Annotated in this window: 12 protein-coding genes; 7 read left to right on the top strand and 5 right to left on the bottom strand. The window is 39.8% G+C overall.

The window, feature by feature from the left end:
- Nucleotide 1 precedes the first annotated feature (1 nt).
- The 3 genes from D7322_RS04360 to D7322_RS04350 all read left to right on the top strand — a co-directional run bounded on the left by D7322_RS04360 (nucleotide 2) and on the right by D7322_RS04350 (nucleotide 3187).
- Nucleotides 2-1429: an efflux transporter outer membrane subunit gene (locus D7322_RS04360; protein WP_121121675.1), complete on the top strand. Its 1428-nt coding sequence runs from the start codon at nucleotides 2-4 to the stop codon at nucleotides 1427-1429.
- A 344-nt stretch (nucleotides 1430-1773) separates the two neighbouring features.
- Nucleotides 1774-2640: a DMT family transporter gene (locus D7322_RS04355; RefSeq protein WP_121121673.1), complete on the top strand. Its 867-nt coding sequence runs from the start codon at nucleotides 1774-1776 to the stop codon at nucleotides 2638-2640.
- A gap of 142 nt (nucleotides 2641-2782) precedes the next feature.
- On the top strand, nucleotides 2783-3187 hold the full coding sequence (locus D7322_RS04350; protein WP_245971251.1) for a VOC family protein: 405 nt from the start codon (nucleotides 2783-2785) through the stop codon (nucleotides 3185-3187).
- 46 nt (nucleotides 3188-3233) lie between these two features.
- On the opposite strand, the gene D7322_RS04345 is transcribed toward D7322_RS04350, so the two are convergent.
- The 3 genes from D7322_RS04345 to D7322_RS04330 form a co-directional block, all read right to left on the bottom strand.
- Nucleotides 3234-4463, bottom strand: coding sequence for a DEAD/DEAH box helicase (locus D7322_RS04345; protein WP_121121671.1), 1230 nt, complete (start codon nucleotides 4461-4463; stop codon nucleotides 3234-3236).
- A gap of 126 nt (nucleotides 4464-4589) precedes the next feature.
- Complete coding sequence (gene nhaA, locus D7322_RS04340) at nucleotides 4590-5783, bottom strand: Na+/H+ antiporter NhaA (protein ID WP_121121669.1); 1194 nt, start codon at nucleotides 5781-5783, stop codon at nucleotides 4590-4592.
- A 619-nt stretch (nucleotides 5784-6402) separates the two neighbouring features.
- Nucleotides 6403-7383, bottom strand: coding sequence for a hypothetical protein (locus D7322_RS04330; protein WP_121121665.1), 981 nt, complete (start codon nucleotides 7381-7383; stop codon nucleotides 6403-6405).
- 268 nt (nucleotides 7384-7651) lie between these two features.
- Here D7322_RS04330 and D7322_RS04325 point away from each other — a divergent pair, with 268 nt between their 5' ends.
- On the top strand, nucleotides 7652-9277 hold the full coding sequence (locus D7322_RS04325) for an ABC-F family ATP-binding cassette domain-containing protein (RefSeq protein ID WP_121121663.1): 1626 nt from the start codon (nucleotides 7652-7654) through the stop codon (nucleotides 9275-9277).
- 156 nt (nucleotides 9278-9433) lie between these two features.
- On the opposite strand, the gene D7322_RS04320 is transcribed toward D7322_RS04325, so the two are convergent.
- The gene (locus tag D7322_RS04320) at nucleotides 9434-10417 is read right to left on the bottom strand and encodes an endonuclease/exonuclease/phosphatase family protein (protein WP_183078598.1); all 984 of its coding nucleotides are present in this window, start codon (nucleotides 10415-10417) and stop codon (nucleotides 9434-9436) included.
- 203 nt (nucleotides 10418-10620) lie between these two features.
- On the opposite strand from D7322_RS04320, the gene D7322_RS04315 reads away from it, so the two are divergent.
- From D7322_RS04315 to D7322_RS04305, 3 genes are read left to right on the top strand one after another with little or no spacing between them, the layout of a single operon-like run.
- Nucleotides 10621-11796 carry a glycosyltransferase family 4 protein gene (locus D7322_RS04315; RefSeq protein WP_121121659.1) on the top strand — a complete coding sequence of 392 codons (1176 nt, stop codon included), beginning with the start codon at nucleotides 10621-10623 and terminating at the stop codon, nucleotides 11794-11796.
- 35 nt (nucleotides 11797-11831) lie between these two features.
- Nucleotides 11832-12782, top strand: coding sequence for a lysylphosphatidylglycerol synthase transmembrane domain-containing protein (locus D7322_RS04310; protein WP_183078597.1), 951 nt, complete (start codon nucleotides 11832-11834; stop codon nucleotides 12780-12782).
- Nucleotides 12769-13962, top strand: a complete 1194-nt coding sequence (locus tag D7322_RS04305) for a glycosyltransferase family 4 protein (RefSeq protein ID WP_121121655.1) — start codon at nucleotides 12769-12771, stop codon at nucleotides 13960-13962. The genes D7322_RS04310 and D7322_RS04305 overlap by 14 nt, the downstream gene beginning before the upstream one ends.
- A gap of 13 nt (nucleotides 13963-13975) precedes the next feature.
- On the opposite strand, the gene D7322_RS04300 is transcribed toward D7322_RS04305, so the two are convergent.
- Nucleotides 13976-15205 (bottom strand): sterol desaturase family protein, encoded by a 1230-nt coding sequence (locus tag D7322_RS04300; RefSeq protein WP_121121653.1) that lies wholly within the window; start codon nucleotides 15203-15205, stop codon nucleotides 13976-13978.
- Nucleotides 15206-15301: the final 96 nt, after the last annotated feature.

Here is a 15301-nt window from a genome sequence, read left to right as displayed (position 1 = left end):
AATGAAAAAATTTCATCACTATATTATTTTTTTAGCAGGTACTTCCCTACTGCTCGCTTCGTGCAGTGTCGGCAAAAAATATACACGTCAGGATTTGGACCTACCTGAAAATTTCAGAAATAACGAAATTGTCCTGACCTCGGATACATTGGCATTATCGTGGCGGAAGTTTGTGAAAGATCCCAATTTAACTGCACTCATTGAAAAAGCGCTCATCAAAAACACGGATGTTAGTGTCGCACTTTTAAGTATGCAACAGCTGGAACTGGCTTATAAACAATCAAAAAAGGGCCTTTTACCAACACTTGATCTAAACTTGGGCGCGAATAGGACCTGGTTATCCACCAATTCCCTTAACGGTTCCCTTAGCGATCAATTTATTGGAACCCCTTATATGGATGATTACAACGCTACACTCCGACTTTCTTGGGAAGCAGACATCTGGGGAAAGGCAAAGATGCAGAAAGAAGAAGCATTAGCAAATTTCTTTGGACAAAAGGAAAATTTATCAGCGTTAAAGACGCGCATTATTGTTCAGGTTATCCAATCTTATTACAACCTGATCGCGTTGGACGAACAGTTAAAGATTGCCCAGAAAAATGTACAACTTAGTGACAGTACATTGAGTATGATCCGTCTACAATACAATTCCTCACTGGTGAGTTCTCTAGCGGTAGAACAGGCCGAAGCACAAAAGAAAACGGCAGAATTGCTGATTCCATTAGCTGACCAGAATATCGCTATTGAAGAAAATGCCATAAGTATACTATGCGGTGATTTTCCCGATAAAATTCAGCGTTCCAAAGGTCTTGATGCAACTATTGTCGATGGGACATTGGTAACGGGAGTTCCAGCCGAACTGCTTAGCCGAAGACCCGATGTCAAAGCGGCCGAGTATGCCGTAGTTGCAGCGAACAGTAGAATAGGGCTGGCCAAAGCAGCGATGTATCCTTCAATCAGTTTGACCCCTTCGATCGGAACAAACTCATTTCAATTCAATCGCTGGTTTGATCTGCCGGGGTCCATTGTGAAAACAATAGCAGGAAACATCACCCAACCGATCTTTCAAAAAGGTGCGCTGAAGACAAACTATGAGATTTCGATAATCGAACGTGAAAAATTGGCGGTACAGTTTAAACAGTCTGTTATGCTAGCAGTTTCGGAGGTATCGGATGCTTTAGCAAAAATAAAGCATAGCGATCAGAGACTTCAGCTGATTGAAGCTAAATCCAATTCATTAGCCAAGGCGACTTCAGACGCTGCCCTACTCTACAAAAGTGGCATGGCAAATTATCTGGAAGTCATAACCGCACAAAACAATGCTTTACAAAATGATCTAGAACAGATTAGCATAAAGCGGGAAAAACTCAACGCAGTGGTGGATCTTTACCGCGCATTGGGAGGAGTTAACGATACCGAACAGTATTAGGTCAAGCATAAGGTTTTCTTCAGAAAGTTTAATCAACGGGGGCTAATGAAAATTAGCCCCCGTTTTTGGCTGATACCGTCACTACAAATACAATCACCCGAATGGATCCTTGTTATTTTACAATCATCGAAATTAAACCATTAAATTTTCTTATCTTCGGATAAGAAATAGAATTTTATGAACAGAACAAGCTGTCTTCCTCCTCCAATCGTTTAATATTTGCTAAAATATTATTAAAGCATGGCACCGAATAATCGGCTAATTGCTCATGCCTTAAATTCACAATCACATTTTATAACAATCGCATCTGTCTTTTTTAAGATGGATCTGGAAGACAACATCTTATGAAACATTCATATTTCATACTACATCTTGCTGTGGTATGTTTAGGTATATCGGGCGTATTGGGCAAGGTCATCAGTCTCAATGAAGGTATGCTAACCTGGTATCGGGTATTTTTCTCTGCTATTTTTCTATTTTTAATTTTAAAATGGTTTAAAATTCCACATCAGATCAGCATAGCTGAAAAATTCACTATCGCAAAAAATGGACTTTTAATTACAGCCTCCTGGTTACTTTTTTATGCAAGTATCAAATATTCCAATATTTCCATTGGCGTAGTCTGTTACTGCATGGCTAGTTTCTTTACCGCAATCTTCGGCCCAATGATAAACAGAACAAGTTTTAAACGTTCGGAGTTTCTCCTAAGTGGACTTACACTTTTTGGTATAGTATTGATATTCCATTTCGATACAACGCATCAATTGGGTATTATCTTGGGAATCATTTCACCAGCATTCGCTTCGATTTATGCGGTTTATAATGAACGTTTGGTCAAACGATACAATAGCATAATTATCAATTATTATCAAATGATCGGCGGGACTGTCGGTCTGGGCCTGCTCCTTCCAGGCTATCTTTATTATTATCCCATGTCCTCTTTTATCCCGAGTTCAACGGATATGTTATACCTCCTCGTTTTGTCCCTATTTTGTACCGTTGCCGTATACATCGCTTTCACAGAAATTTTAAAGAGAATTTCTGCGTTTACGCTCAATTTAAGCCTTAACCTCGAACCTGTATATGCTATCTTAATTGCATTTTTTTTCTTTCATGAATCCAAAGAACTCAATCTATCATTCTACCTCGGGCTTTCATTGGTTATGCTCTCTGTGTTCACCCAGGCACTCCTTGGCAGAAAAAAAGAATAATCTATATTTCGATATAACACAAAGAATATGAGGCAGTCTACTACTAATTAACAACAGATTCATGAGATATGCCCAAAAATTTGTTCAGGCAAAGTCTTATATTTACATTATATCGAAAGCTCACTTGAAATAAGAAAGTCAGGTGAGCTTTCAAAAAAATGAACATCACTTAGACAATATTATGAGCAATTCTTCTTCAGATAACAAACTTATCCATGAGCAAATTCAATATCTCGAATTTATATCGAGCGATCTTGAAAGAGCTAAAAAATTCTATTCAGCAAGTTTTGGCTGGAGCTTTACAGATTACGGTCCTGAGTATACAGCCTTTGACGGAAAATATGTGGATGGAGGTTTTACAGTTGGGAAACCGATAAACGGCAGTATTTTAGTCGTTCTTTACTCGAATGATTTGGTCGCTACGCGTGACAAAGTCACCCAGGCCGGGGGTGTCATTGTCAAAGATATCTTTAGCTTTCCCGGTGGCAAAAGATTTCAATTTAAAGACCCCGACGGCTATGAGCTGGCTGTATGGGCGACAGAATAAATCGATCAGACAATCGAATAGCATAAAATACAAGGGGCTTAATAAATTAAGCCCTTTTTTGTTTCTGATAATTTTTATTTCTGTTCTTATTGGAACGTCTTCTATTTTGCGAATTGCCGCTTTTCTTAGTAGGATTATATTCAGGTCCAGTCTCAAAGCCCTCCGGTAAAGCGATCTGTTCGACAGGATAACCAATCAGATTTTCAATCTGAGAAAAACGTTGCTGATCTTTGTCATTTACAAAAGTTATGGCAGTCCCTGTTGTTGCAGCCCTCGCTGTACGGCCGATACGGTGTACATAATCCTCAGGATCTGGCGGAACATCATAGTTTACAACCAGGCTGATACCTACGATATCGATACCACGCGAAATCACATCCGTCCCAACGAGCACCCTCACCTGCCGTGATCTAAATCTGCTCATGATATCTTCACGCTTCGCCTGTTCGAGATCAGAATGGAAGCCTTCTGCGTCTATTCCCTGTTTTTGCAATTCTTGCGCCAATAATTTAACTGTAGTTTTTTGTGAGGCAAAAATGATGACAGAGACATAATTAACATCCTGTAAGATAATCTTCAATAGATCCATCTTTTGTTTATCATATACAAGATAAACACGCTGATCTATACCTTCCGAAGGTTTTGAAATGGCGATATTGACCTCAACGGGTTTAAAAAGAATCTTTCTCGCAAAATTTCGGATTTTGAGGGGCATCGTCGCGGAAAAAAGCAACATTTGCTTTTTCTTTGGCAAATAGCTGACAATACGTAATATATCATCCTGAAACCCCATGTCCAGCATACTGTCTGCTTCATCCAGCACAAAATGCGTCAGATGAGTTAAATCGACTTTCATTGAGGTAAGGTGACTAATTAGTCGACCAGGGGTAGCGACAATAATATTAACCCCCTCCCGGATAGCACGTTTCTGCTGCTCGTAGCCCATACCGTCACCACCTCCGTAGATCGAGATGGAAGTTGCCCCGGTATAGTAGGACATACCCATGATCTGTTGATCTATTTGCAATGCCAGTTCCCTTGTCGGAACAAGTATAATCGCACGTATGTATTCTTTAGCATCTCTGGCGACTGCATCTAAAATTGGTAACATATATGCCGCCGTTTTCCCTGTGCCCGTCTGTGCACAGGCAATCATATCGCTTCCTTCTTTTATGACGGGAATTGTCTGCTCTTGAATAGGCGTAGCCTCTTCAAACATCATGCTTTCTAAGCCCTCTTCCAATTCCGGAACAAAACCAAATTCAGTAAATCTCAATTTTTATTATTTTGTTAAATGTGTGCTAAGTTACTAAAACTAATCTATATATGAGGTCAGCTTTTACTCGCCTAAGAACTATACCGACAATAAACCTGCTGACAGCATGTTAAATCCATGCCATTTTTAACCTACACTATCCCGATTGTTTTTGAAATTACCCGCTAATCTCAATATCGTATATCCTAATATTCCGGCGCAGAGCGAAGCAATAAGCACCGCGAATTTTGCTTCTTCGATCAAGAAGGCGTCATCAAATGATAAGATAGATATGAAGATAGACATGGTAAAACCAATTCCACCCAATAAACCTACACCGAAAATCTGTACCCAGCTTGCACCATCCGGAAGCTGTGCTATTTTCAATTTTTTTGCGATAAAACAAATTAAAAATATACCAACTGATTTTCCGGCAATCAATCCCACAATAATACCCTGTCCCAATTTTGAAGTTAAACCGCCAATCATCTCTGCATGAATTGGAATTAATGTATTTGCAAACGCAAACAAAGGGATAATAATAAAATTCACGGGTTTAGTCAATAAATGCTCAAGCTTTTCCAGCGGAGACTCTTTTTCATCAGGCGTAGTGGGTAAAGTCATTGCTACCAACACCCCCGCAATAGTCGCATGTATGCCAGAATGATGAATAAAATACCAAATAAAAAGCCCCGGAATGAGATAAGCCCACAGCGCTTTTACCCCAAGTTTATTGAGGACAACTAAAAAAACAAATATGCCCAGCGCAATAAATAGATATGTTGCATGAATCCCGTTGCTATAGAACAAAGCGATAACTAAGATCGCAAGCAAGTCGTCCACAATGGCTAAAGCCGCCAGAAAAATCTTGAGGCTAGCCGGAGCTTTATTTCCCAGAAGTGTGATTACGGCAAGCGCAAACGCAATGTCCGTCGCCATGGGAATTCCCCAACCGTGCACCGTCTCGGTAGCATCTTTATTGATGATAAAATAGATTGCCGCAGGCAATAACGCCCCACCCACGGCAGCTAAAATAGGAAGAACAGCTTTACTAGGAGAAGATAACTCCCCCTCTACAATTTCTCTTTTTATCTCCAATCCCACCAATAAAAAGAAAATAGCCATTAGTCCATCGTTGAGCCACAACAACCAGGAATATTTCAGCTGGATACCGTCGGTTTCAAATCCTACTTCTCGAAGCAGAAAGTCCATAACCGATCCATATACCGACGTATTGGCCACGATCAACGCCAAGATTACACAGGAAAAAAGAATAATCCCTCCAGCAAAGCTAGATTTCAAAAATTCTCTGAAGACAGTTAAATTAATAAGTTTTGACATGACATTAATATCTTTAAATGCTCAAAAGGTTCACAATATACAACTTTACGCCCATTAATCCGACCTCTGGCCTTAGTATTTCCACCTAAGAGCCAGATTACATGAATCTGTCCCATTATAGCACAAAAAAAAGAATATTTTTTAATCGTTCATTACCAAACAGGGCATTTCGACACAATCTCTTCCAATAATGGAGATATTTTAACTTTAAACATAGCCTTAAAACCCGACATCTCCATAAAAATCAACACATTATACACAGCCACCGCAAACCACCTTTTGATATTGTCATTTTTGTAAAATTTATTTGTCTTTATTGCAAAAAATAGTTAGCTTGCTACTATAGTTAATAAACCGTTTATTATGTGCAAGAAGTGGATTTTCATGGTGCTTCTTTTCGTAGCAAATTTTATATATGCGCAGACGACAGAGGATACAACCCAACATCAACAACAATCAGGCTCCCATTATATTATTTTAGGGATCGCAGCTATTATTGTCATCATTTTTATATTATATAGGAGGCAAAAGAGGAAATTTAATGAATAAGGGAGATCGTTTGATCTCCCTTGTTGTTTCTATCTAAATACATCCATTTTCTCTTTTACCCACATCATACCTAGTGTTTAATCGGCTCATTAGTTTGCGCTAAACGTTGTGATCCTGTATTCGCAGGGCAAGCAATGTCATCTGTCGCGTCGTAAATCAACTTTTTACCTTTCAATTTTGTGATCAGTTCCTCCGGTACATATATCTGTACTTTGGTCATGGAGTAACCGCTAGGAAAATATCGGACGTAATAACCATCGGGATGAAGTGTCCAGATACCACTAGGGACATCAGTACGAGGTTCGGCCATACCGGCCATAATCGCATACTTTTCAAATTCGGCATAAGAATAGTTGCCAGAAGAAACCAGCTGCCTGATATTATTCTCTGCTTCAAATATAGTTTGCACAGCAGGTGGCATCTGATCTTTCGCTTTTTGCACAACATCAAACGGTAATATACCTAGTGCCCCGCCTTCCAATAACAACAACTGTTCTGGGCTCAATAACTTCAATGCTGTCTCCTTGACCTCACCAGCATAGTCTATAAATTTGGTCTTGGCAATAATAGTCCACAATAACATCTGTATCGACGATTGTGAAACTTCAGGATGTCTTTCCGCACTTTTTAAGATCGCGATAACAACCTCCCTTTTTTTTCCAAGCGTAGGGGCGTACATATAGCCATCACCCTTGGACGGGGCATAGGTACCCGCCTTCAGACAGTAACTTTTGTTGGTCATTTCAAAATGACCTGCTTCGAGTAGATAGCCGTCCTGACCATTTTTGGTTAAATTTTCCAAGGGTTTATAGACGGCTGTATTTTGAAAATCGGGCATCTGTTCACCTTTTCGATTCACATCTTCAAAACTTGTGCTTATCGCATCAGGTTCCTTTAAAAGCTTGTCCAATCCCAACATTTTGCTCCCTTTGGAAGCTACGGCCTTGCTCGCCTTATCAAGCAGTCCACCAAACTGTGCATGGGCTCCCTGCAAATTCAGCAAAAAGGCAAAAACGACTACTAAAGCATACGGAATGCTATTTCTTTTCATAATTGATTTCATTTCAACGCTAGAGCAACAAAAAAGAAGCCAATTTATAGGTATAGCACCGAATTCATAATTTATTAATCTGGCACATTTTTTTAACCATGTTCTCTACTCTACCGTAGGTCCAATGTCTGCATTTTGCATTTTCGACAGTTAGACGCTATTCACATGAAAATCCAGCTTTTACAAAAGCTAAAACCGAGGCGATTATATCAGGAACTGATGTTTGGAAATAGTTAAAAAATACAAGATTAAAACGTATCTTTGCCGCATGATTAATGTGTCAAATCTCTCCCTTCGTTATGGTAAACGTGTACTATTCGAAGATGTCAATTTAAAATTCACACCTGGCAACTGTTACGGTATTATTGGTGCCAACGGAGCTGGTAAATCTACTTTCTTAAAAATTATTTCTGGCGAAGTTGACCCTTCTACGGGCTCGGTGGCATTTACTCCCGGCGAACGCATGTCTGTATTGAGTCAGGATCACTATGCTTTCGACGAATATACGGTATTAGAAACTGTCATGATGGGTAATCAAGATCTTTACAAAATCATGAAAGAAAAAGATGCCATTTATATGAAAGAAGACTTTTCTGATGCAGATGGCGAACGTGCAGGCGAACTTGAAAGTCTTTTCGCAGAAATGGATGGCTGGAATGCAGAATCCAATGCAGCTACCTTATTGAGCAGCTTGGGCATTAAAGAAGAGCTTCACTATAAGTTAGTCTCTGAAATTGATGGTAATCAAAAAGTACGTGTCTTATTGGCACAGGCATTATTCGGTAATCCAGATATCTTGATTCTCGATGAGCCTACCAATGACTTGGACATCAATACAATTGCATGGTTAGAAGACTTTTTAGCTTCTTATGAAGCAATTGTACTTGTAGTGTCCCACGACCGTCACTTCCTGGATGCTGTATGTACGCATACCGTAGATATAGACTTTGGTAAAATGACTATTTATACAGGTAACTACTCATTCTGGTACGAATCTTCTCAACTGGCATTAAAACAGCGTGCAGACCAAAATAAAAAGATGGAAGACAAGGTTAAAGAATTACAGGAATTTATCCGTCGTTTCTCAGCCAATGCATCCAAATCAAAACAAGCTACATCACGTAAAAAAGCGTTGGATAAGATCAATATTGATGAGATCAAACCTTCCAACCGTAAATATCCGGCAATCATGTTCAATACCATGAACCGCGAACCGGGAGACCAAACATTACAGGTAGAAGGTTTGAGCAAAACCGTTAATGGTGAAGTATTCTTCAAGGATATCACATTTATGATCAATAAAGGTGATAAAATTGCGGTATTAGGTCCCAACTCTTTAGTCACTACAGCATTTTACGATATTATCACCGGTAGAGATACTGATTTCGGTGGCGAATTTAAATGGGGGGTTACCATCACACCTGCGGATATGCCAATTGAAAATGCAGCTTTTTTCGAAGGTAAAAATGAAAATTTGGTCGATTGGTTAAGAGACTATACAACCAACCCTGAAGCGGATGAACAGTTTCTACGTGGATTCTTGGGGAAAATGTTATTCTCTGGTGAAGAGGTGATGAAGAAAGTTTCAGTACTTTCCGGGGGTGAAAAAATGCGTTGTATGTTCTCAAGAATGATGCTACAGGGAGCCAACTTCTTAATTTTTGATGAGCCGACCAACCACTTGGACTTAGAGTCAATCACCGCATTGAACAATGGAATGTCAGACTTTAAAGGGTCAATGCTGTTCACCTCCCGTGACCACGAATTGACTGAAACTGTGGCAAACAGGATCATTGAATTGACTCCGAAAGGAATTATCGACAAATTAATGACTTACGATGAATACATCAACAGCGATGTGGTAAAAGCACAACGCGAAGAGATGTATAAATAAGATAATTTATCCCAATTTTATAAAGGCTCCATAACTTATTTATGGGGCTTTTTATTTATAGATAGCCCTGTTTGGACCGTCGAAAATACCCAAACACAAAAAAGCACTGAAGGGGCTCAGTGCTAATCGCGATTGATATGAAAGAATTGAGAAAGTCTACTGATCGAAGGGGGTAATCATGCGCCATCCCAACTGTAACGATACGGCACAATGGTCAGATAAATCTTGTCCCGCCTTGTTTTGAAAAAGATGCTTTTGAACTTGATAGTCCTTTGCTTCAAAAACAATACGGTTATTATTACGGTAATAGATCTTATCAATTCCTTCACAATCATCCGTTAAATCCAATGCAGCCCGAGCTGTAAAGTCTTGTTTATGCGAGGGTATTTCACCGTTATTTTTCAAATTTACCCAAGCGTCCACCAGCGCTAACTCACTCTGAAAAGAAACAATATTATCCAAGGTGTACGCATAATGAGCATTAAAATCGCCCATGATCAACAAAGCTTGCCCTGCGGAATGCTTTCGAATATAATTTTTCAGTTGATTCAAATTCTTCTGGCGGGCCACCGTTGCATCGGGATCATCTTGAGCTGTCGCATGCACATTGTAAACATCAATAAAAACCTCTTTCGCCAGCTGGATTCTTGCATACGAAAATCCTTTAGGAGTCAAACAATCCGATCCATTACAGTCCTTCCAGCTCACCCGTTCAAAATCCTGTATAGGATATTTTGACAGTGTACTCAATCCATCGCCGAAAGGTACACCGCCCATATTTTCAGTTCGATAGCTATGCCTGTTTCTACTGTACAAAAACTTATTATAATTAAAATCCTCCTGCACATTGACAATATCAAAAGAATTTATTAATTCACCGATCGAGGTAATGCTCGAAGCCCTTTCGGTCTCGGCACTTGAAATCAATTCTGGAAGACCAGCGATGTTATAGGTCAATAAACTAAGCCGTCCTTCCCGTGCGTTTGGCATATCGACATAAACGAAATTCATGGGCCTCACTTCCTTAGGCTTCAATTTGAAGCCCAACATGACGCCCGCCGAAGCACAAACAGCTAAAATCAGAACCTTTCGGAGACCTTTGAGTCTAGTTTTCCTTTCGAACAATAAATCTAATAACATGGACTGAATAATTTGTTCATCCCAAAAATACCATTGCAACATTAGGTCAACTATATTCTAAAATTAATTTTACTTATAAAAATTATTGACAAATTATTAATAATTAACAATTTACAAACACTTTAATGATAAAAGATTAATATCTAAGTAGCTTTTGAGTTACGCTTTTCAAATATTTTTATGAAACCCCTAATTAAAATAAAATGAGAAAGGTAGCCTTTTTTACAGAAATACTCGTTGAAGATTTTGACGGTGCATCTCGCACAATGTTTCAGCTCATAAATCGTATTGACCAACAAAATTTCAGTTATTTCTTTATTTACGGTGGCGGTCCCACACAATTCCGGGACTTTCTTTCTTACAAAGTTCCCACATTTAAAATACCTGTCAATGATGATTATTGTCTGGCTATTCCGCAGCTCATCAAAAAAAAGCTCGAACTGGCATTGGATGAATTTGCACCGGACATCATTCATATCGCAACCCCCTCGCTGCTGGGCTTCTTTGCATTGAATTATGCCAAACGTAGAAATATACCCGTATTAACCATATACCACACACATTTCATCTCCTACATCGCATATTATTTCAAAAATATATTGCCTCTGGTCAAGCCCACAGAACAATGGATGAAACGTGCAATGAATAATTTCTACAACAAATGTGACATCATCTATGTTCCGACAAAATCTATCTTAGCTGAACTCCAGCAGATCGGCCTTCAACAGGACGGATTGAAGCTCTGGCAAAGAGGCATTGATACGCAGCTATTTACACCTACGAAAAAGAATATGAGTTACATCCAACAACTGACCAAAAATGGAAAACCAACCGTGCTATTTGTAAGCCGGATCGTTTGGGAGAAAAATATCAAAACCCTGATTGACATTTACCAGCAAATACAAGCTCAAAAACTGGACTATAATTTTATTGTAGTCGGCGAAGGAACCGCAAAGTCAACTGCAATGCAGGAAATGCCCGATGCTATTTTTCTGGGAAAAAAGACACATCAGGAACTTGCCATACTGTACGCATCAGCAGATGTCTTTGTCTTTCCTTCGGTTTCAGAAACTTACGGCAACGTTGTTGTCGAAGCATTAGCTTCGGGTCTGCCCTGTGTGATAGCAGATGGCGGTGGTTCAGCATCGCTGATTCAGCATGGTGTAAGTGGATTTAAATGCCAGCCCGAAAATGCGGCCGGATATGTATACTATGTAAAGAAAATCCTGTCTGACGCAGCGCTAAGAAGAAGCTTGATTACAGCGGGACTTTCTTATGTCGGCCAATTAGACTGGTCACGGCTATCCCAACAATACTTTGACGACATCGAATTACTGGCCGATAAAACACAGGACACAGACCTCGCATGGGCAAATTAACAACATTCCCTCGGTTAATCAAAGCCGTCTTTCTCATGTTGATCCTAATTTCCATGGTAATTTTCCTAACCCACAGCGATCTTTCCGCCTTGAAAAGAGAACTGTCAACTATTGGTTATCGCTTTATCATTATCGTATTGACAACTTTTGTAGCCTACTTCTTCGGAACACTGGCTTGGTGGGTTTGTCTGGGAGCCTCGAAAAAAAAGATCAACCTGATCGAGCTTTTTGCAGTGCGTCAAATCGGTGAAACAGTCGGACTCTTCAATCCCACCAGCATCATCGGCGGAGATCTGCTTAAAGCCCAATTGCTAACCCGTTATGATATCCCATTACAGCAAGGGCTAAATGCTGTCACCATCTCCCGTATCACGGCCATACTATCACAATTAAACCTTTTCTTACTTGCAATGATCTGGTTGATGTTTTCTCCGCTAAAAAAAGAAGTTATCCGATCTACAGGACCTGCGGTCTATGCCGTCTGTGCGATACTAATATTGTTTGTCATTTTTATATTCTATTGGCTCATATCCAGCAAAGCACCACCAGCACAAGTAGTCGATACATCACTTCTATTGAAAGCGAAAAATCAGATCCAGAAGTTACTTTGGAGCACAAAAGACTTCTACCAGCAGCAAAATAAGGTATTTTGGTATTCCTATTTGCTGTTTGCATTACATTGGTTAATTGGAAGCCTTGAATTCTACCTGATCTTAAAATTTATGACTGTTGATGTCAAACTAATCCATGGGTTAATCCTGGATATGAGTGTAATTATATTTAAAAGTGCAGGTGCATTTATTCCGGGGCAACTTGGCGTTGAAGAAATCTCAAACAAAATACTACTTAGCATGATCGGAATTTCAGGTGGAAGCATCTGGCTAAGTGTTTCCCTCCTGCGCCGTGGCCGTCAGCTACTCTGGACTGCAATTGGAGTAATATTTTATCTCTGTATCAAAAGAAAAAATCTACATGCTACCGTCTGAAATAGAAATCTTATTTGTTAGCCACAAATATCCGCCCGCGGTCGGCGGAATGGAAAAACAGAGCTTTGAGCTCATTAATAATGTGGCACTCTATCTAAAAGTACATACAATCGTTTATGATAATAAAGAATCCATTCTGACTTTTTTCTTTCATTTGAACCGACGTATCCTATCGAAAATCAGCGACAACCCCCGCATTAAGCTCATTCATTTTAATGACGGATTAATTGCTGCTTTGGCATCTTTTCATAAGGGATATGGCCATCTCAAAAGAGTCGTCACCCTTCATGGCCTTGATGTCGTTTTTCCATTTCCTTATTTTCAACGTCGGATAATCCCCCGCTTCAATGTATTTGACCGGATTATAACAGTGAGTCAGGCAACTGCCCAAGCCGCTCAATCACGTGGAATTGATGCGTCCAGAATCTTGGTCATCCCAAACGGTGTGGATCCGGCCCTTCCCAGCACTGCTGTAACACCGGAAAATGGCCTGGATTTTATCGGAACTGAGTATCGTAACTTAAGCGGAAATGCTACGCCTCTGCCTTATTTTATCACCTTAGGAAGGCCTGTAAGACGCAAAGGGTTTTCGTGGCTTATGGAACATGTCATTCCTGCAGTTCAGGGTAATTTTAAACTTGTTATGATAGGGCCGTTTGATCATAACCCTACGCCGACGGAACGTTTACTCAACTTATTGCCCAACAAATTTTATCATCTGTTTACCCTATTTCTTGGATATCCAACAGATCAACAGGATATGCGCAAATTATTGAAGGCATATCCGGAACAAATCCAGCATCTGGGAAAAGTTTCCATTGCTCAATTAAAGCAGCTGCTCGCAGGAGCCCAAGCTTTTCTGATGCCCAATATCCAGGTACCGGGGGATATGGAAGGTTTCGGATTGGTCTGTCTGGAAGCATCTGCTGCAGGCACCATCGTTGTCGCCGCCGAACTGGAAGGGATTACTAGCGCCATTACACATAATCACAACGGACTTCTGCTTGCTAGCCGGGACGCTCATGCATGGATAACGCAGTTACAGTCCATTTTAGACCATCCAGATCATTATGAAAAACTGGGGCAGAAATTCAAATGCAATACGAGCAAAGAGTTCAGCTGGGACATCATGGCCAGAAATTACGGTCAGACCTTCGTCGAACTGTGCCAAACCCTTTAACAAAAGAATAGGTTTAGTGCTTCGATAAATGAAGAATTCGTTCGTAATGATATTTTACCGGTCTATAAAAGGTGAGCTGCATCATCGCAATTGTAAAGAGAACAAGGAGTGCCGGAAACGAAAAAAAAGTAATTGTTATAAATAGCAAAACCAGAAATAACCGCAGCATTTCGAGAGGAAAAACCCATTTTTCATGCTCCAGCAAGCCACCAACACAAATGACACTACACAGGATAAAGAGACCGCCCACCAACAGCTGTACACTGTTTTGGTAGTTGCCGTAAAGCAAAAAGAAAAACAGAAGTCCCATCGTGGATATGGATTGGAAGAAAATATATCGGCTCAGATTTTTTCCATGAACCCGAGTCTTGGTTCCCGCAAAGATCTTCCGCTCCAATTCCTCCCGAATTTCAGGTTGTATATCATCAGGGCGACCAAATATCGTACGCATTTTGTTTTTAAATCCCACCGCACGCTTAAACGACAGCCCTATTTCAAAGAGATAGTGAAAATGCTGCCAAAGAAAAGTATACCGATGAATTGGTTTGGTTAATCCATAGACGCAAGGCTCCGCTCTTTGTTCAGCAATAAAAGTTCCGAACATTTTATCCCAGATGATCAAAATATCACCATAGTTCTTGTCCAGATAAATCTCGTTACTGCTATGATGTACACGGTGATGTGATGGAGTGACAAGTATTTTTTCAAAAATCCCCAGATTACCCACCGTTTGGGTATGGGAGAAAAACGGATATACTCCATGCACCAATAGGATTGTGGTCATCATAAAAGGCGGAAAACCCAAAAGCGGAATAAAAGCCCAGAACAAGGAGCGAAATACCGCCTGAAATATGGTAATCCTTGCAGCAACAGTAAAATTATAATCTTCGCTTTGATGGTGGACCACATGCGCCGCCCACAGCAGGTTGATCTCATGACTATATCGATGATACCAATACCACAAAAAATCCGTAAATAGAAAAAGTATGATCCAAGTCCAAAGGTTGGCTTCGATATGGAAAATCGCAAAGTTCTGGTAGACCCACGCGAAAAAAAAATAGAACAGGCTAACAGAAAACATATCGCACATACGCTCAACAATGCCAACGTTTAGATTAGAGATTGATTCATCAAATGTATAATATCGCTTTTGTTTCTTCAGACTATACCAATATTCACATAACATCAACACTAAAAACAAAGGGATAATAAAAGCTAAAAAATTAAGTCTTCCTGTATACATGCGGCCTTCTTTTGAACTAATAACTTCTTTGTAACGACTAGTTTATAGACGTATAATCTTAAAAAATATTTTATTATTTAACAATCAATTTCAAAT

Origin of the sequence: Sphingobacterium puteale, assembly GCF_003627955.1 — a bacterium.
Classification (GTDB): Bacteria; Bacteroidota; Bacteroidia; order Sphingobacteriales; family Sphingobacteriaceae; genus Sphingobacterium; species Sphingobacterium puteale.
Note: the sequence above shows the minus strand (reverse complement) of the source record. Positions and strands in the feature narration are given on the sequence as shown.